This is a genomic window from Pseudoprimorskyibacter insulae (genome assembly GCF_900302505.1).
GTDB lineage: Bacteria > Pseudomonadota > Alphaproteobacteria > Rhodobacterales > Rhodobacteraceae > Pseudoprimorskyibacter > Pseudoprimorskyibacter insulae.
This window is the reverse complement of sequence record NZ_OMOJ01000013.1, coordinates 32,247-52,928: the sequence shown is the minus strand read 5'-3', so window position 1 is coordinate 52,928 and position 20,682 is coordinate 32,247. Positions and strand designations below refer to the sequence as shown.

22 protein-coding genes are annotated in these 20,682 nt (G+C 63.6%); 20 read left to right on the top strand and 2 right to left on the bottom strand.

What is annotated here, in order from left to right:
* Positions 1–2: 2 nt before the first annotated feature.
* The 11 genes from PRI8871_RS17750 to PRI8871_RS17700 all read left to right on the top strand — a co-directional run bounded on the left by PRI8871_RS17750 (position 3) and on the right by PRI8871_RS17700 (position 11,207).
* The gene (locus PRI8871_RS17750) at positions 3–1,508 is read left to right on the top strand and encodes a tripartite tricarboxylate transporter permease (RefSeq protein ID WP_108887536.1); all 1,506 of its coding nucleotides are present in this window, start codon (positions 3–5) and stop codon (positions 1,506–1,508) included.
* A 65-nt stretch (positions 1,509–1,573) separates the two neighbouring features.
* On the top strand, positions 1,574–2,584 hold the full coding sequence (locus PRI8871_RS17745; RefSeq protein ID WP_108887535.1) for an amidohydrolase family protein: 1,011 nt from the start codon (positions 1,574–1,576) through the stop codon (positions 2,582–2,584).
* Between the two features lie 17 nt (positions 2,585–2,601).
* Positions 2,602–3,540, top strand: a complete 939-nt coding sequence (locus PRI8871_RS17740; RefSeq protein WP_108887534.1) for a tripartite tricarboxylate transporter substrate binding protein — start codon at positions 2,602–2,604, stop codon at positions 3,538–3,540.
* Between the two features lie 29 nt (positions 3,541–3,569).
* Positions 3,570–4,529 (top strand): TRAP transporter substrate-binding protein DctP, encoded by a 960-nt coding sequence (gene dctP, locus PRI8871_RS17735; RefSeq protein ID WP_108887533.1) that lies wholly within the window; start codon positions 3,570–3,572, stop codon positions 4,527–4,529.
* Position 4,530: 1 nt separating this feature from the next.
* Positions 4,531–5,040 carry a TRAP transporter small permease gene (locus PRI8871_RS17730; RefSeq protein WP_108887532.1) on the top strand — a complete coding sequence of 170 codons (510 nt, stop codon included), beginning with the start codon at positions 4,531–4,533 and terminating at the stop codon, positions 5,038–5,040.
* A complete protein-coding gene (locus PRI8871_RS17725; protein ID WP_108887531.1) occupies positions 5,040–6,329 on the top strand; it encodes a TRAP transporter large permease in 1,290 nt (429 codons plus the stop codon). Before PRI8871_RS17730 ends, PRI8871_RS17725 begins: the two co-directional genes overlap by 1 nt.
* A complete protein-coding gene (locus tag PRI8871_RS17720) occupies positions 6,326–7,273 on the top strand; it encodes an SMP-30/gluconolactonase/LRE family protein (protein WP_108887530.1) in 948 nt (315 codons plus the stop codon). Before PRI8871_RS17725 ends, PRI8871_RS17720 begins: the two co-directional genes overlap by 4 nt.
* A gap of 237 nt (positions 7,274–7,510) precedes the next feature.
* Positions 7,511–8,482: a Bug family tripartite tricarboxylate transporter substrate binding protein gene (locus PRI8871_RS17715; protein ID WP_245897946.1), complete on the top strand. Its 972-nt coding sequence runs from the start codon at positions 7,511–7,513 to the stop codon at positions 8,480–8,482.
* Positions 8,479–8,934 (top strand): hypothetical protein, encoded by a 456-nt coding sequence (locus PRI8871_RS17710; RefSeq protein WP_108887529.1) that lies wholly within the window; start codon positions 8,479–8,481, stop codon positions 8,932–8,934. The genes PRI8871_RS17715 and PRI8871_RS17710 overlap by 4 nt, the downstream gene beginning before the upstream one ends.
* 15 nt (positions 8,935–8,949) lie before the next feature.
* The gene (locus PRI8871_RS17705) at positions 8,950–10,425 is read left to right on the top strand and encodes a tripartite tricarboxylate transporter permease (protein ID WP_108887528.1); all 1,476 of its coding nucleotides are present in this window, start codon (positions 8,950–8,952) and stop codon (positions 10,423–10,425) included.
* Positions 10,422–11,207 (top strand): amidohydrolase family protein, encoded by a 786-nt coding sequence (locus PRI8871_RS17700; RefSeq protein ID WP_108887527.1) that lies wholly within the window; start codon positions 10,422–10,424, stop codon positions 11,205–11,207. The genes PRI8871_RS17705 and PRI8871_RS17700 overlap by 4 nt, the downstream gene beginning before the upstream one ends.
* 19 nt (positions 11,208–11,226) lie before the next feature.
* Here PRI8871_RS17700 and PRI8871_RS17695 read toward each other — a convergent pair whose 3' ends face one another.
* On the bottom strand, positions 11,227–11,556 hold the full coding sequence (locus PRI8871_RS17695; protein ID WP_108887526.1) for a DUF2322 family protein: 330 nt from the start codon (positions 11,554–11,556) through the stop codon (positions 11,227–11,229).
* A gap of 275 nt (positions 11,557–11,831) precedes the next feature.
* Between PRI8871_RS17695 and PRI8871_RS17690 the strand changes: the two genes are divergently transcribed.
* The 4 genes from PRI8871_RS17690 (at position 11,832) to PRI8871_RS17675 (ending at position 13,060) form a co-directional block, all read left to right on the top strand.
* On the top strand, positions 11,832–12,017 hold the full coding sequence (locus PRI8871_RS17690) for an MBL fold metallo-hydrolase (protein WP_219929048.1): 186 nt from the start codon (positions 11,832–11,834) through the stop codon (positions 12,015–12,017).
* Entirely contained in the window at positions 11,974–12,369 is a 396-nt protein-coding gene (locus PRI8871_RS17685; RefSeq protein WP_181389516.1) for an alkyl sulfatase dimerization domain-containing protein, read from the top strand. Before PRI8871_RS17690 ends, PRI8871_RS17685 begins: the two co-directional genes overlap by 44 nt.
* Positions 12,342–12,563: a hypothetical protein gene (locus PRI8871_RS17680; RefSeq protein WP_108887523.1), complete on the top strand. Its 222-nt coding sequence runs from the start codon at positions 12,342–12,344 to the stop codon at positions 12,561–12,563. Before PRI8871_RS17685 ends, PRI8871_RS17680 begins: the two co-directional genes overlap by 28 nt.
* Before the next feature lie 77 nt (positions 12,564–12,640).
* Positions 12,641–13,060, top strand: a complete 420-nt coding sequence (locus PRI8871_RS17675; RefSeq protein ID WP_108887522.1) for a PaaI family thioesterase — start codon at positions 12,641–12,643, stop codon at positions 13,058–13,060.
* A gap of 342 nt (positions 13,061–13,402) precedes the next feature.
* On the opposite strand, the gene PRI8871_RS20045 is transcribed toward PRI8871_RS17675, so the two are convergent.
* Positions 13,403–13,765, bottom strand: coding sequence for a hypothetical protein (locus PRI8871_RS20045; RefSeq protein ID WP_245897945.1), 363 nt, complete (start codon positions 13,763–13,765; stop codon positions 13,403–13,405).
* Between the two features lie 282 nt (positions 13,766–14,047).
* On the opposite strand from PRI8871_RS20045, the gene PRI8871_RS17665 reads away from it, so the two are divergent.
* The 5 genes from PRI8871_RS17665 (at position 14,048) to PRI8871_RS17645 (ending at position 20,659) form a co-directional block, all read left to right on the top strand.
* Positions 14,048–14,587: a DUF2271 domain-containing protein gene (locus tag PRI8871_RS17665; protein ID WP_146188705.1), complete on the top strand. Its 540-nt coding sequence runs from the start codon at positions 14,048–14,050 to the stop codon at positions 14,585–14,587.
* 6 nt (positions 14,588–14,593) lie between these two features.
* The gene (locus PRI8871_RS17660) at positions 14,594–16,777 is read left to right on the top strand and encodes a PepSY domain-containing protein (protein ID WP_108887520.1); all 2,184 of its coding nucleotides are present in this window, start codon (positions 14,594–14,596) and stop codon (positions 16,775–16,777) included.
* 38 nt (positions 16,778–16,815) lie between these two features.
* A complete protein-coding gene (locus tag PRI8871_RS17655) occupies positions 16,816–18,195 on the top strand; it encodes an ankyrin repeat domain-containing protein (protein ID WP_108887519.1) in 1,380 nt (459 codons plus the stop codon).
* Positions 18,196–18,237: 42 nt separating this feature from the next.
* On the top strand, positions 18,238–19,191 hold the full coding sequence (locus PRI8871_RS17650) for an FAD:protein FMN transferase (protein WP_108887518.1): 954 nt from the start codon (positions 18,238–18,240) through the stop codon (positions 19,189–19,191).
* Between the two features lie 136 nt (positions 19,192–19,327).
* A complete protein-coding gene (locus PRI8871_RS17645; RefSeq protein WP_245897944.1) occupies positions 19,328–20,659 on the top strand; it encodes an RsmB/NOP family class I SAM-dependent RNA methyltransferase in 1,332 nt (443 codons plus the stop codon).
* Positions 20,660–20,682: the final 23 nt, after the last annotated feature.

The following is a 20,682-nucleotide window of genomic DNA, read 5'->3' as shown; positions in this document are numbered from 1 at the left end:
CCATGTACACTGATCTTCTTCACGCGTTGCCCAACGTCTTTGCGCTGGCCAATTTCGCGGCCGTCATCATCGGTGTGATTGCCGGGATTGTCGTTGGTGCCATGCCGGGCCTGTCGGCCACCATGGCCATTTCGGTGCTGGTGCCCTTCACCTTCGGGCTGGAACCGCTGGTCGCCCTTGGCCTTATGGCGGGCATTTACAACGGCGCGATGTATGGCGGCGCGATCCCTGCCGTTCTGCTGCGCATTCCCGGCACGCCCGCCGCCGTTGCCACCACGTTTGACGGCTATCCGATGGCCCAGAAAGGGCAGGGGGGCTTTGCGCTTCAGGTGGCGGTGGTGTCGTCGTCGCTGGGCGGCATTGCCTCGGCTTTTGCGCTGATGCTGCTGGCGCCGCCGCTGTCCAAGGTCACACTGCTGTTTGGCCCGTCCGAGGTGTTCTGGGTCGCCGTGTTCGGCCTGTGCTCGATCATTTTTCTACTGGGCGGGAGCGTGATCAAGGGGCTGATTTCGGCCTGTTTCGGTGTGTTTGTCTCAGTTGTTGGGTCCGATCCGATCTATGGCAACGACCGTTTCACCTTTAGCCAGCTGGAACTGCTGGATGGTATCTCCATCGTGATCCTGCTGGTCGGCCTTTATGCCCTGCCGCCGGTGATCGACCTGCTGGAAAAGCCCCTGAAGACCGGCGTGGACGACAACAAGCTGGGCACTGAAAGTCTGTGGAAGGCCCTGCCGCGTATGAAGGGCTTCTGGAAGACGTGGCTACGCGGCTCGCTTATCGGGATCTGGATCGGCATTCTGCCCGGCGCGGGTGGCTCGATGGCGGCGTTCATGTCGTATAACGAGGCGCGGCGTAGCTCCAAAACCCCCGACACTTGGGGCGAGGGCGAGCCCGAGGGCGTTGCCGCCGCCGAGGTGGCCAACAATGCCGATACCGCATCGGCACTGATTCCGGCTCTAACACTGGGGATTCCGGGCACTGCCGTGGCTGCGGTGATGCTGGGCGGGCTTTTGGTGCATGGCTTGCAGCCGGGGCCGATGCTGTTCCGCGATAACTCTGATATCGTCTTTGGCTTCATGTGGCAGTTCCTGTTCGGCGCGATCCTGCTGGTTCTGCTGGGCGGCTCGCTGGCGACGAACTCCTTCGCCAAGCTGCTGAACCTGCCTCGGCCTTTGCTGGGCGCGATCATCATCGTGCTGATGGTCATCGGCGTGTATTCGATCCATGGCCGCATGTTCGACGTCTATCTGATGCTGGGCTTTGGCGCGGTGGGCTGGGTGATGGACAAGCTCAAGTTCCCGCTGCCACCCGTCGTGCTGGGCCTGATCCTTGGCGCCTTCGCCGAAGAAAACCTGCGCCTTGCCCTGCGCATCGGGCGCGGAGACTGGGCGGTTCTGTTCCAGAACACCACCAGCCTTGTTCTGGTCGCCCTGACCGTCGGCGTGATCGTGGTGCCGCTGGTCAAATCGCGTCTGGCCAAGGCCAGACAGGCCGAAGGTCAGGCGTAAATGGGCCTGTGTTCGAGCCTAAAAACCACGGAAGGGGCCAGTGGGCCGTTCCTTTGGGGGCCGCGATGACAAGCCCGCATTTCCCCGTGCGGCCCGATTGGCTGGCGCAGCGGCGCGAGGCTGTTCTTGCGCCCGAGCAGCCGATCTTTGACTGCCACCACCACCTGTGGGACCGCCCCGAAGGACGCTACCGCGCCGAGGAGTTGATGACGGACGCCCAAGACGGGCATGACATCCGCGCCAGCCTGTTTGTGCAATGTCGTACCGGGTATTTGACCGATGGTCCCGAGGCGCTGCGCCCTGTGGGCGAGGTGCAGACGATCCTTGGCTGGACGCAGGCGCAGCCGCGCTATCCCGTGGGCCTGATCGCCTGTGCCGATATGCAGCTTGGGGCCAAGGTCGCGCCCGTGTTGGCGGCGCTGACCGGGGCAGGGCAGGGGCGTTTGCGCGGCATTCGCAACGCCACCGCCTGGCATGGCGATCCAGCGATCCGGTCCAACCCCAACCCGCCGCCGGATGGCTTGCTGCGCAGCGATGCGTTCTTGCAGGCGGCGCAGGAACTGGCCCGCGCGGGGCTGGTTCTGGATATCTGGGCCTATCAAACCCAGTTGTCCGAGGTTGCCGCGATCGCCCGCAAGGTGCCGGACCTAACGGTTGTGGTGGACCACTGCGGCGGGCCGCTGGGCCTGACGCCCTATCGCAGCGCCGAGGCGTTCGATGCGTGGCGCAAGGGCTTGGCGCAGGTGGCCGCGCTGCCCAACACTCGGATCAAGATTGGCGGCTTTGGCCTGACCGTCATGGGCCACCGCTATGCCGATGCGCCTGTGCCGCCGGACTCGGCCCAACTGGCCGAGGATTGGGGCCCGCATGTGCAGGTCTGCCTTGATCTGTTCGGCCCCGACCGCGCGATGTTCGAAAGCAATTTCCCCGTCGATAAGGGCCAGTTCTCCTATCGCACCCTTTGGAACGCCTTCAAACGGCTGGCCTCTCCGCTTGGCCAGCCCGAACGCGATGCCCTGTTCTGGCGCACAGCCGCGCAGACCTACGGCATCGACGAAAGCCTTTTCACCCCATGACCACCGGAGGATTTGTCATGAAACGCACCCTGAGCGCCGTCTTTTGCGCGCTGACCCTCGCCACGCCCGCCTTGGCCGAGTACCCCGAGAAACCGATTGAAATCATCGTTGGCTATTCCGCTGGCGGCGGCACCGATGTGATGGCGCGAACCGTTGCCAAGTTCCTCGAAGAGGCGATTGGCGGCTCGGTCGTGGTTAAGAACATGCCCGGCGCGGGGGGCCAGATCGGCTTTACCGAAGTCGCCAAGGCCGCGCCCGATGGCTACACGCTGGGCACATTCAACCTGCCCGCCGCGCTGGCTCTGACCAAGGACCGCGACGCCGATTACACCGTGTCCAGCTATACCTATCTGGCCAATTTCGTCGAAGATCCGAACACCATCGTCGTCGCGGCCAAATCGCCCTTTGAAACGCTGGGCCAGCTGCTGGACGCGGCAAAGGCCGATGCGGGCGCGATCACGGTTGGCCTGTCCAGCCTTGGTGGGAACGATCATTTCGCCGCCAATATGATGGCCGAGGCCGCAGGCGCCGAATTCACGCTTGTCCCGTTCAAAGGCGCGTCGATGGCCCGCACGGCGTTGATGGGGGGCCATGTGGCCGCTGGCACCATGACGCTGGGCCAAACCACCAACTTCCCCGACGAACTGCGCGTACTGGCGGTTCTGGGCGACGAACGCTCGCCCTTTGCGCCCGATGTGCCGACGGCCAAGGAACTGGGCTTTGACGTCACCATGTCCTCGCTGCGCGGGATCGTGGCCCCCGCCGGATTAGAGGTCGACGTGGCCGAAAAACTGCGCGCGGCATTGGACGCGGTGAACGCGAACGAGGCGTTCCAAACCACGATGGCCGAACAGGGCAACCCGATGTCTTTCGCACTTGGCGCGGATTTCGAAGCCGTGGCCCAAGCCCAGGATGCCGTCGCCGCGCGCATCTGGGAAACGACGCCTTGGAAATAAGACAAACACCAAAACCTAGAGGAAACCCTATGAAACTGACCACCCTCAGCGCCGCTTTGCTGCTGGCAACCCCTGTCTTGGCTGACGATTGGACGGCCTACACCTATTCGTCGGTCTCAACGACCTCGGCTGTGAAGGGCATGACCCGCATCACCGAACGTGTGGCGGCAGATAGCGATCTGAAGATCGATCTGCACCTTGGCAAAACGCTGCAAATCGCCTCGTCCGATATCACGCAGGCTGTGGGCGACGGCATCATCGACATGGCCGCCGATTTCTTCTTCTCGGGAACGGTGCCGATTGCGCGGGTGCTGAACCTGCCGATGCTGATCGAGAATGACGACGAATGGGCGAAAGCCTATGCCGCGATGGAACCGACGCTGGTCGAGGCCTTTGCAGGGCAGGGCGTGGTTCTGCTGGGCGGCTATCGCTATCCCGAACAGACGATTTTCACCACGTTTGAGATGGGCAGCCTTGCCGATCTGAAGGGCCACAAGATCCGCGTGACCTCGCCCGAGCAGGGCAAGTTCATCGAGGAATTCGGCGGCGCGGCGATCACCCTGTCAGGCTCCGAAGTGCCGACCTCGCTTGAGCGTGGTGTGATCGAGGGCGTTCTGACCGCCTCGGCGGGCGGGGCCAAGAATTGGCACGAATTCCTGCCCTACAATTACCGGTTTGCGGTGAACTACGGCAACTCGATGATCATTGCCAATGCCGATCGCTTTGCCGCGCTGTCGCCTGAAACCCAGCAAACACTGCGCGCCATCGTGGCCGAAGAAGGCCCGGCCACCACCGCCGCCTTCCTTGAGGACGAAGCAGCGCAGAAAGCCGCGCAATCGGCGGCGGGTATGACGCTGGTTGCGGCGGCGGATGGTGATGTGGCCATGGCGACCGAAAAGCTTGCGCCGTTCTGGCAGGCCTGGGCCGAGGAAAACGGCTCCGCGTATGTGGCCGCCTTGGCCACCGTGCGCGCCGCCATCGGCAAGTGACATGACACCCAACACCAATTCGGGGCCGGCATCGGCTGGCCCCCTTTTCGACGCGCTGGCCACGGCCACCCGTGCGCTTTGTGCGGCGATCCTTGTGGCGCTTGTCTCGCTTGTCTGCCTTGAGGCGCTACTGCGTGGCGGCTTCAACTATTCGCTCGGCTTTGCCGAGGAACTGACGGGCTATGGCGTCGTGATGATGACCTTCTTCGGCGCGGCGCTGTCGCTGCGGGCGGGCACCCTATTTCAGGTGCATTTCCTGCTGGACCGCTGCCCCGAACGCACCAATCGTTGGCTGGTGCGGGGCTTTGCCTTGGTCGCGCTGTTCATCTGCATCGTTCTTGCGTGGAAGACCAAGGATCTGATGCTGTCCTCGCTGGCGCGGGGTAAATTCGCGCCCACCGTCCTGCGCACGCCGCTGTGGATTCCGCAAATGGTGCTGCCGCTTGGTTTTGGCGTGATCGCGGTCTTCGTGACCGAGAAATTCCTTTTGACATTCAAAGAGGCCCGCTGATGGAAGCGATCCTAGCCTTTGGCCTGCTGATCGGCCTGATCGTTGGCGGTATGTGGGTGCAATTTGCCGTGGCGGGCAGTGGCCTGTTTTACATCTGGCTGCTGAAAGGCACTGCCGGGTTCAAGGCGCTTGGCCTTGTTAGCTGGGGCGCGGCGAACTCGTTCACACTGGCGGCGATCCCGCTGTTTGTGCTGATGGCCGAAATCCTGCTTGGCTCGGGCCTGTCAACGCGGCTCTACAACGGCGTTGCGCCCTTCATGCGCCGCCTGCCCGGTGGTTTGCTGCACACCAATATCGCGGGCAGCGGGATTTTCGCCGCTATTTCGGGCGGGTCGGCCCCCACCGCGGCGGCCATGTCCACCGTGGCCCTGCCGGAACTGACTGCGCGCAGCTATGACCGGCGTTTGGTGGCTGGATCGTTGGCGGCGGGCGGTACGCTAGGCATTCTGATCCCGCCGTCGATCACCATGATCATCTACGCCACCTTTACCGAAACCTCGATCGCGCGGCTGTTTGCGGCGGGCTTGGTGCCGGGCATCCTGTTGGCGCTGTGCTATATGGGGTTCATCGCGTTCCGCGCCCTGCGCAATCCGGCGCTGGCGCCGCGCGACACCACGCCGATGCGCCTGCCCGATCTGGGCCGCGCGGCGCTGGATATCGTGCCGTTCCTGATGCTGATCGTGATCGTTCTGGGCTCGATCTATGGCGGGTTCGCCACCCCGACCGAGGCGGGGGCCGTGGGCACCGTGGGCGCGATCCTGATAGCCGGGATCTATAATCGCCTGTCGTGGGATCTGCTGCGCGAGGCGCTGGCCCGCACCGCGACGATGAGCGGCAATATCCTGTTCATCGTCTTCACCTCGATGATCTTTGCCTATGCCACCGCCCTGTCCGGCATCGGAGAGGATCTGGTGGCCACGCTGGAAAACGCGCAAGTCTCGCGCCTGACGTTCCTTCTGATCATCATGGTCGCCTTTGCGATCCTTGGCTGCTTCATGGAGGGGCTGGGCATGATTGCGATCATCGTGCCGGTGATCTTTCCGGCGCTGCTGGCGCTTGGGGTCGATCCGATCTGGTTCGGCGTGTTCGTGGTGATCCTGGTCGAACTGGGCCAGCTGACGCCGCCGCTTGGCGTGATCCTGTTCGTGGTCGCCAGTTCATCCGATAAGGTGACGGTTGAAGATGTGATCATGGGCACGCTGCCGTTCTTCATCATTATCGTGTCCTTCATGCTGCTGCTGATCGCGTTCCCGCAGATCGCGCTGTTCCTGCCGGAGGCAAGCTATTGACCCAGACCTACCCCTTTCCTGAACCCGTCGTCCTCGACGCCACCGTGTTCACTGCGTTGCCCGCACCGTTTCGGCGGCCCGATACTCCGTCCTACTGGGCCGAGAAAAACCGGCGCGGGCAACCGGTGGACAGCTTCCTTGAGGGGCCGTCGTTTGACCGCGCGGGCAATCTGTATTTCGTCGATATCCCCTTTGGCCGCGTGTTCCGCGCCGCGCCCGAAGGGACTGTTGCGCAGATCGCCGAATATGACGGTCAGCCCAACGGGCTAAAGATCCACCGCGACGGGCGGATTTTTCTGGCTGACTATCGGCGCGGGATCATGCGGCTTGACCCGGACACAGGCACCGTGACCACCGCGCTTGGCGATGCCGATACCGAAGGGTTCAAGGGCTGCAACGATCTGCATTTTGACCGCGACGGCGTGCTTTATTTCACCGACCAAGGGCAGACAGGCCTACAGGACCCCTCGGGCCGGGTGTGGCGGTGGGATGAGCGGTCGGGCCAGCTGGATTGCCTGATCGACAAAGTGCCAAGCCCGAACGGCCTTGTGCTGGATCTGGCAGACCATGTGCTGTTTCTGGCCGTCACGCGCGCCAACGCGGTGTGGCGCCTGCCGTTCAGCGGATCGGGGCGCGTGATCAAGGCGGGGCTGTTCCTGCAATTTTCGGGCGGGCGCGCGGGGCCGGACGGGCTGGCGCTGACCTCGGCTGGCGGGGTTGTGGTGTGCCAGACCGGCATGGGCCTTGTCTGGGTGCATGACGCGCTTGGCCGCCCGATTGCCGTGGTGCGCAGCCCGAAGGGGCTTGGTACGACCAACTGCGCTTTTGGCGGGCCAGAGGGGCGCACGCTGTACATCACCGAGTCCGATTCCGGGTGCATCCTGAAGGCCGAATTCCCGCCTGAGTTGGGCATCAGCGGCGCAAAGATGTTTGCCCACGCCTGACACGGAATTGACCGTTGAAACTTTGCCGCCTGCCCTGCATTCAGGGCGGGCCTTTTGGCTTTGAGGTGATGGACGGCTGGCCATTGATGCAGAAATGCTGAATCTGAACTTCAATATTATCCGCTTTTCTTAAGTAATGTTGATGTTATCACGATTGGCAGACAACACCCCTTTGGCCGTTCTGGACGCGACTGGGGTCAATCGCTGGCCACCGCCAGCAATGGCTGGGAGGAGCCAATGAAGATGATCAAGACCATCAATCACACCCTTGTCGGGGCCGCGCTGGCCTGCGCGATGACATTGGCCGGGCAATCCGCCACCGCCGAAGGCTACCCCGACCGGACGATCACCATTGTCGTGCCTTACGGCGCTGGTGGCACGACCGACGTGTCGGCCCGCCAGATCGCGCAAATGGCCGAGGCAAAACTTGGCACCTCGATCGTGGTGGAAAACCGCCCCGGCGGCAGTGGCACCAACGCCATGCGTGCCGTGGCCGAGGCCGCCCCCGATGGCTACACGCTGATTGCCTCGACCTCGTCGCCGACCTTTGTCACCCCCGCGCTGCGTCCGGTGGGCTATGACACGCTGACCGATTTCATTCCGCTGCTGAACTACTCGGGCCCGTATCACGGCGTTGTGGTTCCCGGTGACAGCCCGCTGAACAGCTTTGACGATCTGCTGGCCACGGCTTCGGGCGGCAAAACCCTGACCTACGGCACGGCGGGGGCCATGGGCGGCGCGCATCTGGCCTTTGCCGCGATGGCAGGCGAAACCGGCGCGGCGCTGCAACATGTGCCCTTCGAAGGATCAGCCGCCGCGACGGCCGCTGTTCTGGGCCATCACGTCGATATCGCGCTGGTTCCGGCCTATCGCGACTTGGTGCAAGACGGCCAGCTTAAGATCCTGGCCGTGCTGGATGGCACCCGTGACCCCGATTTCCCCGACGCGCCGACGCTGAAGGACACCGGCCACGATCAGGAATTCCCGTCGATTGTCGGCCTGTTCGCCCCGGCTGGCACCGATCCGGCGATTGTGGCCAAACTGTCGGACACCTTCACCGAGGTCGCCGCATCGACCGAGTTCAAGGACTTCATGACCAAGCTGAACCAGCCCGTCCGCCTGATGAGCGGCGAGGAGCTGGCCGCGACCATCGCCGAGAACCTTGAGACCTATCGCGCCGTGGCCGCGCAGATGGGTCTGTCGAAGTGACGGCCAGCCCCGCCAAACCGCACCGTTTTGGTGCCAGCACCCTGACCAGCCTTGGCTTGCTGGTCGGGGCCATTGCGGGCCTGTTGCTGCTTGAGGCGCAGGTGCCGCTGTGGGGCTTCGGCTCAAACGGGCCGGATGCGCGCAGCTTTCCCCGCGTGGCGCTGATTGTCTTGGCGGGGCTTGCGGGGCTGCGGCTTGGGCTGGGCCTGTGGCGTGGGGGGGCAGGTTTGGGCGCTGGCTGGTTTCGGGCTGGCCTTGTGACCGCCGCGTTGATCGCGGGGCTTTGGGCTATGCCGATGCTGGGCTTTATCCCATGCGCGGCGGGCCTTGGTATCGTGACCGCGCTGGCCTTTGGCGAGCGTAAGCCGCTGGCCCTGATCGCCGTGCCACTGATTGCAGCGGCTATCGTCGGGCTTGGTGCGCGGTTCATTCTGGCCGTACCGCTGCCCTGACCGCCGGAGACCACAATGATTTTCGACGCATTCCTTGCGCTTTTTGACATCTGGGTCGTGCTGGCAATGTTGGTCGGCATTGTGATTGGCGTCATCATCGGCGCGATCCCCGGCCTTGGACCAAGCATGGCGATTGCCCTGCTGATCCCCGTCGCCTTTTCCATGGCCCCGATTGCGGCGATGCTGCTGCTTCTGGGGGTCTACCAAGGCGCGATTTTTGGCGGCTCGATCTCGGCGATTTTGCTGAACGTGCCGGGCACGCCCTCGGCGGCGGCGACGGCATTGGATGGCTTTCCGATGGCGCAAAAGGGCGAGGCGGGCCGCGCCCTGCGCATCGCCCTGTTCGCCAGCGTGTTCGGCAACGTCTTTAGCTGCCTTGTGCTGCTGGCCCTGGCCGAGCCGCTGGCCTCGGTCGCGCTGGATTTCGGACCGGCGGAAATGGCCGTGCTGATCCTGTTCGCGCTGTTGGTCATCGTGCTTTTGGGCGGCGATTCCAAGCTGGACGCGCTGATCATGGTGCTGGTCGGTGTCTGCGCGGGTGTGGTCGGGCTGGACCCGATCGACGGCTCGCCGCGCTTTACCTTCGGCTCCTTCGACATGGAAAGCGGCTTTGCGCTGGTGCCGGTGCTGATCGGGCTTTTTGCCCTGTCCGAAGTGTTGATGCAGGCCGCAGCCCCCCGCCGAAATGACACCGCCGAGATGGCCGAACTGCGCCCTTCGACCCTTGGCTGGGCCGAGATGTGGCGGATGCGTGTGACGCTGGCCATCTCGTCGGCCATTGGCACGTTCATCGGCATTCTGCCGGGCATCGGATCAACCATCCCTGCCTTCATGAGCTATGGGCTTGCCCGGTCGCGGTCCGCCAATCCCGCCGCGTTCGGGCAGGGCACCGACGAAGGCGTGGCCGCGCCCGAGGCAGCCAACAATGCCGTGACGGGCGGGGCCTTGGTGCCGATGCTGTCGCTTGGCATTCCGGGCGATGCCGTGACGGCGGTGATCCTTGGGGCGTTTATGCTGCACGGGCTTGCGCCGGGGCCGTTCCTGTTCCGCAACCACGGGACCGAGGTTTATGCCATCATCGAGGCGCTTCTACTCGCCTCGATCCCGACAATCCTGATCGGCCTTGGGCTGTTCAAGGTGGCGGTGCATGTGATCCGCATCCAGCCGCGCCACCTGTTTCCGGTGATTGCGATCATGGCGGTGTTCGGGGCGTTCTCGGTCAACAATTCGCTGTTTGACGTCTGGGTGATGCTGGGCGCGGGGGTTCTGGGATTTGTCCTGCGCCGCGCGGGCTTCCCGCTGCCGCCGCTGCTGATCGGGTTGATCCTTGGCGGTGCGCTGGAACAGGCAATGCGTCAGGCGCTGCTGACCAGTGGCGGACGCCTTGGCATCTTCGTTGGCTCGCCCATCGCCATCGGGTTCGTGGCCCTGAGCGTGTTGTTCACCCTTGGCGTGCTGGTATTGCCGCTGATCCGAAAGGGGCGGGCATGATTTGCGATTGCCATATCCATTCCTTTGCCAAGGGCATCACGCGGGAAGGGGCCAGCTATGCCCCGCCGGAACAGGACTTGGCGGATTATTGGGCGGATGAGGCGCAGGCGAACGGCATCACCCGCGCGGTGATCGTTCAAGCCTCGGTCGATGGAACGGACAATAGCGCGGTGTTGCAGGCGCTGACGGCCCCGCCCAAGGGGATGGAAACGCGCGGCGTTGCGATGATCTCGGACAAAACCGAGGGGCTGGCCGAGATGACCGCCGCAGGCGTCCGCGCCGCCCGCATCCAAGACAGCGCCAAGCTGGGGATCAGCCAGCTGGGCCAATTGCCCGCCCTGGCCGCCCGCGTTGCCGAGTTTGACTGGCATATGGAGCTGAACACCGCCCCGTCGCGGTTCGATCTGGTGACCGATGCGCTGCGCGCGATGCCCGAGGGCCAGCCGCTGGTGCTGGACCACATGGGCCATATCGACCCGCAGAGCCCCAAGGATCTGGACGCGCTTTTGGCGCTGATGGAGACGGGCCGCGTTTGGGTGAAACTGGCGCCGACACGGGTGAGCGCACTGGCCCACCGTTACGATGATTTGGAAACGCCAATCACCCGCCTGATGGCCGCGTTCCCCGAACGCTGCCTGTGGGGCAGCGACTGGCCGCATGTGATGACGCCGCCGCCCGTGCCGCGCATCGCCCCGATGCTGGATCTGTGCCAACGGGTGCTGACCCCCGCGCAGCAGGGGTTGTTATTCGACACTAATCCGGCCCAACTATACCGGTTCTAACCCGGAAAGGCGCAGGCGTTCAGGCGGCGATCACTGAAATCGTCAGCGCCGCGCCGCCCTCTGCGATCTCGAACAAACGGTCGATGTTAGGGTGCGCGCCGGGGCGGGCCTTGGCATCGGCGGTATGTTCAGCGAACACAGCCAACCCATGGGCCGCAGCCTCAGCGTTCAGCGCGCCGAAGGTTTGGCTCAGGTGCTGATACACCGCCAGCGAGCCCTTCTTGCCCGGCTGGTTCTCGATCGTGTCAACCACGGTGCCAGAGGCATCGACCAATTCAATCCGCGCGATGCCATCAATCGAGGGCAGGGCATCAAGGTTGGTCTTGAACGAAGGCGAGGGCTGAAACATCTGGCAATCCTTTTGGGCGGGGTTTGCCCCTCCCTATCAGGGTGGGCCCCCTGTTGCCAACGGCCCTAAGGGGGCGCATTTCATATCCGTGAATTGCGTCTTTCGGCGCGGTGAAAGGTTTGTTCTGCCTTTGCCCACCCCCCTAGGCTGGCCCGATGACATTGCATGGCATGGGAGGACAGGCATGATCGAACATCAGGGCGCGGCCCATCCCACGACGATTGCGGCTTTGGCCGCGGCGGCCAAGGCTCTGCCCTTTGACGATACGCGCGATTTTGACGATCCTTGAGGGCGACAGCGGCCTGATCGTGATTGATCCCGTGACCTCGATTGAGACAGCGAAAGCGGCGATTGAGCTGTATCGCCAGCATCGCGGCACGCGTGAGGTGCGCGCGGTCTTTGATCGCACCGACGCAGGTGATCCTGGACAAGACCGAAACCCATGTGATCGACGGTATTGAGGTTGAATTCTACATGGCCCCGGATTCCGAGGCCCCCGCCGAAATGCACATGTTCTTTCCCGGCCTCAAGCCCGACGAGGTGGCCGAGGCGCTGCATCTGCCTGCGGAGTTAGAGCGCGAATGGTCCTGCCGGGGCTATTACGGGGCGCTGAAGCATAAGGCCAAGGCGATCTATCAACGCTATCTTAGCTGGTATGACGCCAACCCGGTGCATCTGGACCCGCTGCCGGGGGCCGCATCGGCCCGCAAGATGATCGCCTATATGGGCGGGGCCGAGGCCATTCTGGCCAAAGCCCGCGAGGATTACGCGCGCGGTGAATTCCGTTGGTCGCCGTTGGGGCCAGCACGCTAGAGGCGCAAGAGGTGCAGATCTCGGGCAGCTATGTTGGGTCTTTGCCGGAATTTTCCGAGTTGATCGCGCTGGCCCGCCAAGGCGCGTTGCGCCCGATCCCGACGATGCCCTTCGCGCTGGATCAGGCCGAGGCCGCGCTCAGCCGTCTTGAAGGGGGCAAGATCATTGGCCGCGCGATCTTGGTAAATGGCTAGGCCAACGTTTCAGGGTGGCGGTTCGGGCAGATCTGAGGCACGTTCGCCCGACTTGCCCTTTTCACATGCGGATCCCCATGACCCAGACGCCTGATCTTGACGCCATTGCCCGCAACCAGCCGCCCTTTGCGCGGTATCTGGGGATCAAGGTGGTGTCGGCCACCCCAGATGAAGTGGTCGCCGAGCTGCATGTCTCGCCGGATTTGCTAAATCGCAATGGCACCCTGCACGGCGGGGCGGTCATGGCGATTTGCGACAATATGGGCGGCACGGCCACGTTTCTGAACCTGAAGCCGGGGCAAAGCACGGTGACAGTGGAAAGCAAAACCAACTTCCTGCGCGCCATCCCGGCGGGGGACACGATCACCTGTACCTCAACGCCGCTGCACAAGGGGCGCAAAACGCAGATCTGGCAAACCACCGTGCGCCGGAGCGATGGCAAGACAGCCGCCATTGTGACCCAAACGCAGATGGTTCTGGACGATCCGAAGTTCTGAGGGGGCGGTGGGTTGAAAACCCACCCTACGGCGTTGGACCACATAAATAGGCCGTCGCAGTTTCCCGCCGCGCCCAAATCTTTGCTTTGCGGCCAAGGCCGTGATGGCTTGGTCTGCCCTGCTTAGAAAAGATCCAGCACAATGCCGCAGGCCATTCGGCGGTTTATCAGGCCGAAGCAGGCATCACCCTGACACTTGCCCCGACCTGGGTTGCGGCGAGGCCCAGCAGACGATCCCAGATCGCGTGCGGATCATTCGCATCTTGCCCGCGCCAACCGGTGAATTGATCGGGGCGGCCTGCCACCGGGCAAGCCGCTTTGGCAATGAATATTCGCCGCGTCCTCAGCGGCGGTGTTGTAGCCTAGCCCGCCGGGGTGAACAGATGCGCGGCATCCCCGCCGATGAGCACGCGCCCCTGCCGGACCTTGTTCGTGACCAGCGCAGGCCCGCCGTCCAGCCCATGTGGAACAGGATTTCGCAATCAATCGCTTTGCCGCAAGCTTGGTGGAACAGCGTGCGGGCCTGATCGCCGGTGATGGTGTCTTCGCCGTCGCGCAATTGGGTGTGGAACGCATATTCGCCCTTGCCATCAAGGCAGATTTTCGCGCCCATGTCGCGGATTGGGGTATCAGCCACATGGCCCGCGCCCAAGACCGTGTTTTCGGTCGCGCCCGAGGGCCGCCGGTTGTTGATCGCCGGCGACATCGTCCAAAGCGCCCTCAGCGTTCATCGAATATTTACATAATTACAATTATCCGTATTCTTGATGCCCGAGCATCCCTGTGAAATTTGTTCTCTTCGACCTTCGCGCAGACGACCCCGCGAAGCCGGGATCGCATTCGCCCTCTATCTGATGAAACTTCATCCGTTTTTGATTTTGCCCCTTTACCCTAGTAAAAAAGTCACCTATTCAGCCCGCAGCTAGAAAACTGCGCCTGTCGCGCCTTCCAGCCAGTTCCCGACATTTCGAACCGACTGGAGGCAATCTTGCGCGAACAGGATTCCCGTGCCCTGCCATTCTGGCATATGGCACGCCCCAACTCTCTTGCTGCTCGTCTGCGCATTGGCGCGGCGGCCCTGACCCTTGGGGCCGCGATGGCCCCGGCCATGTCTGCCGCCGAAGAGGCGACATTCCTTGTGCAGCTGAACGATTACAAAGGCGAAAAGGCCTATTTCTCGCTGTATCTGGTCAGCCCCGACAACCGCTATGTGCGCACGCTTTGGGTCTCGGGCGATGAAGAACGCTGGTATCCCGATCAGCCGCGCTGGTGGAAATACGTCGGCCGCGCCCGCGAAGATCTGTCGGCGGTGACAGGCGCATCAACCGGCCCCGGCGACCGCGCTGTGATCCGGGTAGAGCTTGAGCCCGAAGTGCTGGACGCAGGGTATAGCGTGCGCGTGGACAGCTCGGTCGAGGATCAGTCGAACTATCCCACCGATGCCGAGGCCGTTCTGACCGCCGAGGCGCAGGGCGCCAAGATCCCCGGCACCGGCTACGTGCGCTATCTGCGCTATAAGTGGGATTGATCCGCCATGTGGCGCAGCGTTCATTCCTTTGCCGGGCTGATGCTCGGGCTTCTTGTCTCGGTCGTTGCGCTGAGCGGGGCCGTGTTGGCGACCAAGCCAATTTATGACACGGCCACCAGTCAATCGGTGGTCAGCGGCATGTCTGTCGCTGACCTGCTAAAGGTCGTCACCAACGCCAACCCCGATATCATGGGCGAGCGTTTGCTTTTGACCCCGGCGGGCGATTGGAAGTTGACTTTCACCCAATCGAACCGGCGGCAAGAGCGGATCATCGACCCCGCCACAGGGGATTTCGCCGCCGAAAAGAAAGAGCCCGCGATCTACACCCAGATGCGCACGCTGCACCGATCGTTCTTTCTGGGCGAGGATGGTCGCGTTCTGACGGCGATTGCCGGAGCCGCGATGGCGATCCTGACGGTGTCGGGCGTCGGGCTGTTCCTGCGCCGCGTCGGCGGGTTGCGCCGAGGCTTTTCCCGCATCCAAGGGCGCGACAGCGGGGCGCTTCATGCCATTGTTGGCCGTTTGGCCTTGGTGCCGCTGCTGGTTCTATCTGTCACGGCGCTGTACCTGTCGGGCCTGACGTTTGACGTGATCTCGGTCGGCGATGGTGCGGCCCCCGCCTACCCCGAAAGCCTGCAAGAGCTTGACGCCGTGGCCCCGTGGGATCTGCATGGGCTTCAGGCCCTGCCCCTTGCCACCGCCCGCGAAGTGATTTTCCCGATCCCTGAGGATTGGTTTGATGTCTGGTCTGTGCGCACGGCACAGGCGTGGATGTTCTTCGACCAATTCACCGGCGATCAACTGTCGCGCGATCCGCAAGCGCTGTCGGCGCGGATCTATGAAGTCGTCATGCTGCTGCACACAGCCGAGGGCGCTTGGCCATGGGCCTTGGTGCTGATGGTCTCAGCCCTGAGCGTGCCATTCTTCACTGTCACGGGCATGCTCGTTTGGTGGCGGAACCGCCGCAATGGGCGCAGCCGGATGGAGGGCAACGCCTCGGTCGCGCAGGCGGAAATCCTGATCCTTGTCGGGTCAGAAGGCGGCGCAACTTGGCGCTTTGCTGAGGCCTTGCATAAGGGTTTCGTCACCGCAGGTTTGCCGGTCCGCACCTGCGCGATGAACGAATTGCGCCGCGACTATCCCAAGCTGCGGATGCTGATCACCATGGCCGCGACCTATGGCGACGGGGATGCGCCGAAATCGGCCACGGGCTTCCTTGACCGCTTGGCACGGCTGCAAGCAAGCGGCGTGCAGCATGTCAGCCTTGCCTTCGGTGACAAAGCCTTTGCCGGATACTGCGCCTTTGGCCGCGATGTGGCCACGGCCCTAAACGCCAAACTTGGCCAGCCCGCCATGGCGCCGTTCGAGATTGATAAGCAATCGGCCCACGCCTTCCAGCATTGGTGCGATCTGTTGGGCGATTGTTTGGGCCAGCCGCTGACGGTGACCTACACCCCCAAACGCCCGAAAACCTCGGCGCTGACGCTGACGTCGAAAACCGTGTTTGGCCGTGCACTAGGCTCTGAAACCACCGTCCTGCGCTTTGCTGCGCTGCGCATTCCGGCCCACCGACCCGGCGATCTGATCGAGGTTTACGCGCCCGATTGCACTGTGCCGCGCCTTTATTCACTGGGTTCATGCTCCAAGCGCGACGGCTTTGTTGAGATCATGGTGCGGCGAGTTGAGGGCGGGCTTTGTTCCAACTGGCTGTGCGATCTGGCCGAAGGGGCGTCCATCGACGTGGCCATTGCGCGGAACGAACGCTTCCAGATGCCCACCAGCCGCAAGCCGGTGATCATGGTCGGCGCAGGCACCGGGCTTGCCCCCTTCACCGGGATGATCCGCCACAACACCGCGTCGCGCCCTGTCGATCTGTTCTGGGGCGGCCGCCGCCCCGATGCCGATGCGATCTATGGCGAGGAAATCGCCGCGTGGCTCTCTGAGGCCCGTCTGGCCCGCGCCGAGCTGGCGTGGTCGCGCACAGACCCCGGCCAATATGTTCAGGACCGCATCCGGGCGGAGCGGTCCCATCTGATCGAACGGCTCAAAGCGGGCGCGACGATCATGGTGTGCGGAGGCGCGGCCATGGCGGCCGAAATCCGCACCGAGTTTTCCGCCCTGGCAGCCGAGATCGGCCTTTCGCTCGACGAGCTGAAGCGCCGCAACCGCTACCTCGAAGATATCTACTGATCGCGGCGCTGCCGGATCTTCTCCACAAGGAAACGCAAATGACCTTCTCTCTCAAATCCACCGTTGCCGCGCTTGCCCTGTCGGTCAGCGCCCTTGCCCTGCCCGCCTTTGCGGACAATGCGCTGCTGGACGGCAAGTTCTGGAAATCCGCCGATCTGGCCGCTGTTGAGGCCGCGATTGCAGGCGGCGCAGACCCGCTCGAAGTGGGCGGCGGCAATTACACTCCGATCACCCGCGCCCTGCAATACGGTGCCTCGACCGAAATGATCGACCTGCTGGTGTCGAAAGGCGCAGACGTGAACGCCCCCAGCCACGATGGCCGCCCGGCGATCTTCTGGGCCGCACGCTATGGCGATCTGGCGATGGTGCAGCACATCATTGGCTTGGGTGCCGATATCACCGCAACCGAGGAATCGGGCCGCAACGCGCTTGGCTTTGCCGCCTTCGGCCAGACCGACAAAGCCGTGTTTGAATACCTTGTCTCGCTTGGCCTTGACCCCAACGCGATCGATGGCGACGGGCGCAACGTGGCGCTGGCGGCGGCCTATCTGAACCCGAACCTTGAAACGGTCGAATACCTCGGCTCCATCGCCGATATCACTGCACGCACGACCAATGGGGCCGATGCCTTCATGCTGGCCGCACAGCGCAACAGCAGCCTTGAAGTTGTCAAAGCCATGCACGCGATCTCGGCTGATGCCCACGCCAAAACCACCGATGGCGATGATGCCCTTTTACTGGCCGCCGTTCGGAATTCGGAAATGGCGGTGTACGACTACCTGCTGGAAAACGGCTTCTCGCTTGATGCCAAGAACACTGCAGGACGCGACGCGCTGTCGATTGCCGCCTATCGCAACTCGGGCGCGGTGATTGCCCGCTTCCTTGAGGCCGGGCTTGATGTGAACGGTGCCGATGCCGCTGGCAAGACCCCGCTGTTCTACGCGGTTGAGCGGAATGAGCCCGAGGTCGTCGCCCAGCTGTTGGCCGCCGGTGCCGATGTGAATGCGGCTGACGCAGGCGGCAACACCGCGTTGCTGGTCGCCGCAGGGCGCGAACGCGCAGGCGCGGTGGAGATCATCGCAACGCTGGTTGCTGCCGGGGCCGATCAGTCGGTCACGAATAGCAATGGTCTGAACGCCGTTCTGGCCGCCGCCATCACTGGCCACCCGCTTGCGGTGATCAAGGGCTTTGTCGAAGGCGGCGCGGATGTGAACGCGGTCGATGATGAAAAGATGTCGGCGCTGATGCGCGTGGCGCTGAAAGGCCAAGATCCGGCTATCGTGACCTATCTGCTGGAAGCTGGCGCAGATGCGAGCCTTGCCGATGATTTCGGTGAAACCGCTGCCGATATGATCTCCGAGAACGCCGCGCTGGCGGGCACGGATGCCGCTGCCGCGCTGGCAGCTGCGATCAACTAAACCGAAAAGGCCCCAGCCGGGCGACTGGCTGGGGCGCACCCTATGCAAGCAAAACGCACCCATCACGCCAGCGGCACCGTCATGGGCGGGCCTTGGCAGATCCGCCACGTGCCCGCCGCCCATATGGTGCCGGAACTTGTAGCCCAAGCCGCGCTTAACGCGCTTCGGCTGGTCGATGCGCAAATGTCCACCTACCGCGATGACAGCGACCTGTTGCGCCTGAACGCTGCCCCAATTGGCGTGCCTGTTCCGGTGCCTGCCGATATGCTGACCGTGATGGCCTGCGCCGACCGGCTGGCGCGGCAATCCGGCGGCGCGTTGAACATCGGCCTGGGCCAAGCCGTGAACCGTTGGGGCTTTGGCCCCCTGCCGACGCCGGGCGCGCGGCCAGACCCAAGGCTTGGCGCAGCCGACGCCACCCTTGCCCAGCTTGGCAGCTATACGCTGCACAGTGATCCCCCTGCCGTCACCAAGCACAGCGATATCGCCTTTGATCTCTGCGCCCTCGCCAAGGGCTTTGCCGTGGATCAGGCCGCCCGCGCGGTCGAGGCGCTTGGCATCACCAACTACCTGATCGAAGCGGCGGGCGAGATCATCGCGCGGGGCCGGAATGGCGCAGGCGAGCCTTGGACAATTGGCCTAGAACTGCCCGTTCCCGGCGACGACCGGATCATCTTTGACCAGATCGCGCTGGATGGCATGGCCGCCGCCACCTCGGGCAACTATCGCAACCGCCGTACCATTGCGGGCGAAACAGTCTCGCATACCATCGACCCAAACACCGGAGAGCCGCTGGCCTCAGACCTGCTGTCTGTCACCGTCCTGCACAGCGCCTGCATGGAGGCCGACGCGCTGGCCACTGTCCTGACGGTGCTTGGCCCCGATCAAGGCCCGCGCTTTGCCCAATCCCACGGCATTGCCGCCCTGTTCATGATCCGCGTTCCGGCTGGCCTCAAGGAAATCCGATCCGATGCCTTTGCCGCACAGTCCGACTAAGGCAAACCCGCCCGCGCAAAATGCCGGTTCCCAAAGGCGTCCCTTGCCCTTAAACACGCCCGCATGGTCGAAAGACCGGCGGGCGCCTTGCTGACGATTGCCTGCGCCCTTGCCCTCTCAGCCAGATTGACCGCCCATGTTGACCCCTGCCATTCAAATGCAAACCGCCCTCGACCTGATCCAAGAGGTCGACCGCGCGGCCCGCCCCGCAGATGCCATCGTGTCGGCGTTCTTTCGGACGCACCGCAAGATGGAAGATGCCGACCGGGGTGCAATCTTTGGTCTGTTGCAAGACATGCTGCGCCACCGGGCGCGGCTTGGCTGGTGGCTGGCCCGCCACGGGCGCAGCGACACCCCCCGCAACCGTCTGCTGGTCTGGCTGACGCTTGGCCAAGGGCGTGGCCCCGACCAGATCCACCGCCTGTTCAACGGGCGCAAATTCGCCCCCGAAGCCCTGAGCCAGAACGAACATAGCCTGCTGATCAAGCTGCAAGGCGTGGCCCTGATCCACCGCGACATGCCGGACGAGGTGCGCCTTGAATGCCCCGACTGGGCGCTTGCCCCGCTGCAAGCCCGGTTCGGCGACGGGTTTGAGGCGGAAATGACCGCGATGCTGACCCCTCCGACACTGGGTTTGCGGGTCAATACGCTCAAGGCCACGCGCAAGGACATGCTGCGCGAGCTTGCAAACCTTGGCCTGTCGCCCGAACCCTCCGAGGTGGCCCCGAACGGTATCCGCATCCGCAAACGCCTGTCGCTGACCCGCCTGCCCGCCTTGAAAAGCGGTGCGCTTGAGGTTCAGGACGAAGGCTCGCAACTTGTGGCCGGGCTGGTTGATGCCCAGCCGGGTGACCGCGTGGCCGACTTCTGCGCCGGGGCTGGCGGCAAAACGCTGGCCATCGCGGCCCAGATGCAGGGCAAGGGCCTTGTCGTGGCCTGCGATATCAACCAAGGCCGCCTGAAGCGCTGCACCGAACGTCTGCGCAAGGCCGGGGCGCATAACGCGCAAACCCAAGTGCTGACCAGCGAAACGGACAAATGGATCAAGCGCCGCAAAGGCAGCTTTGATCGGGTGCTGGTGGATGCGCCTTGCAGCGGCACCGGCACATGGCGGCGCAACCCCGATGCCCGTTGGCGCCCCGAAGAAGAACAGGGCCTAGAGAGCCTGATCGCGCTGCAAGCCCGGATCTTGGCCAGCGCCGCGCGGCTGGTCAAACCCGGCGGGCGGTTGGTCTATGCAACCTGTTCGCTGCTGCCCGAAGAAAACGAAGGCCAGATTGAAACGTTCTTGGCCAAGACCCCCGGTTTCAAGGTGGTCCCCCTGCCCCAGATCGCGCCGGATCTGCGGTCCTGCCATGAGGCCTATCTGTCCCTGACCCCGGCCCAGCACGACACGGACGGGTTTTTCGCGGCGGTTCTGCAACGGGATCTACCGGAGGTTAAAGAAACGCCTGAAGATGCGGAATAAACCGTTTATGTCCGGTAAATTAG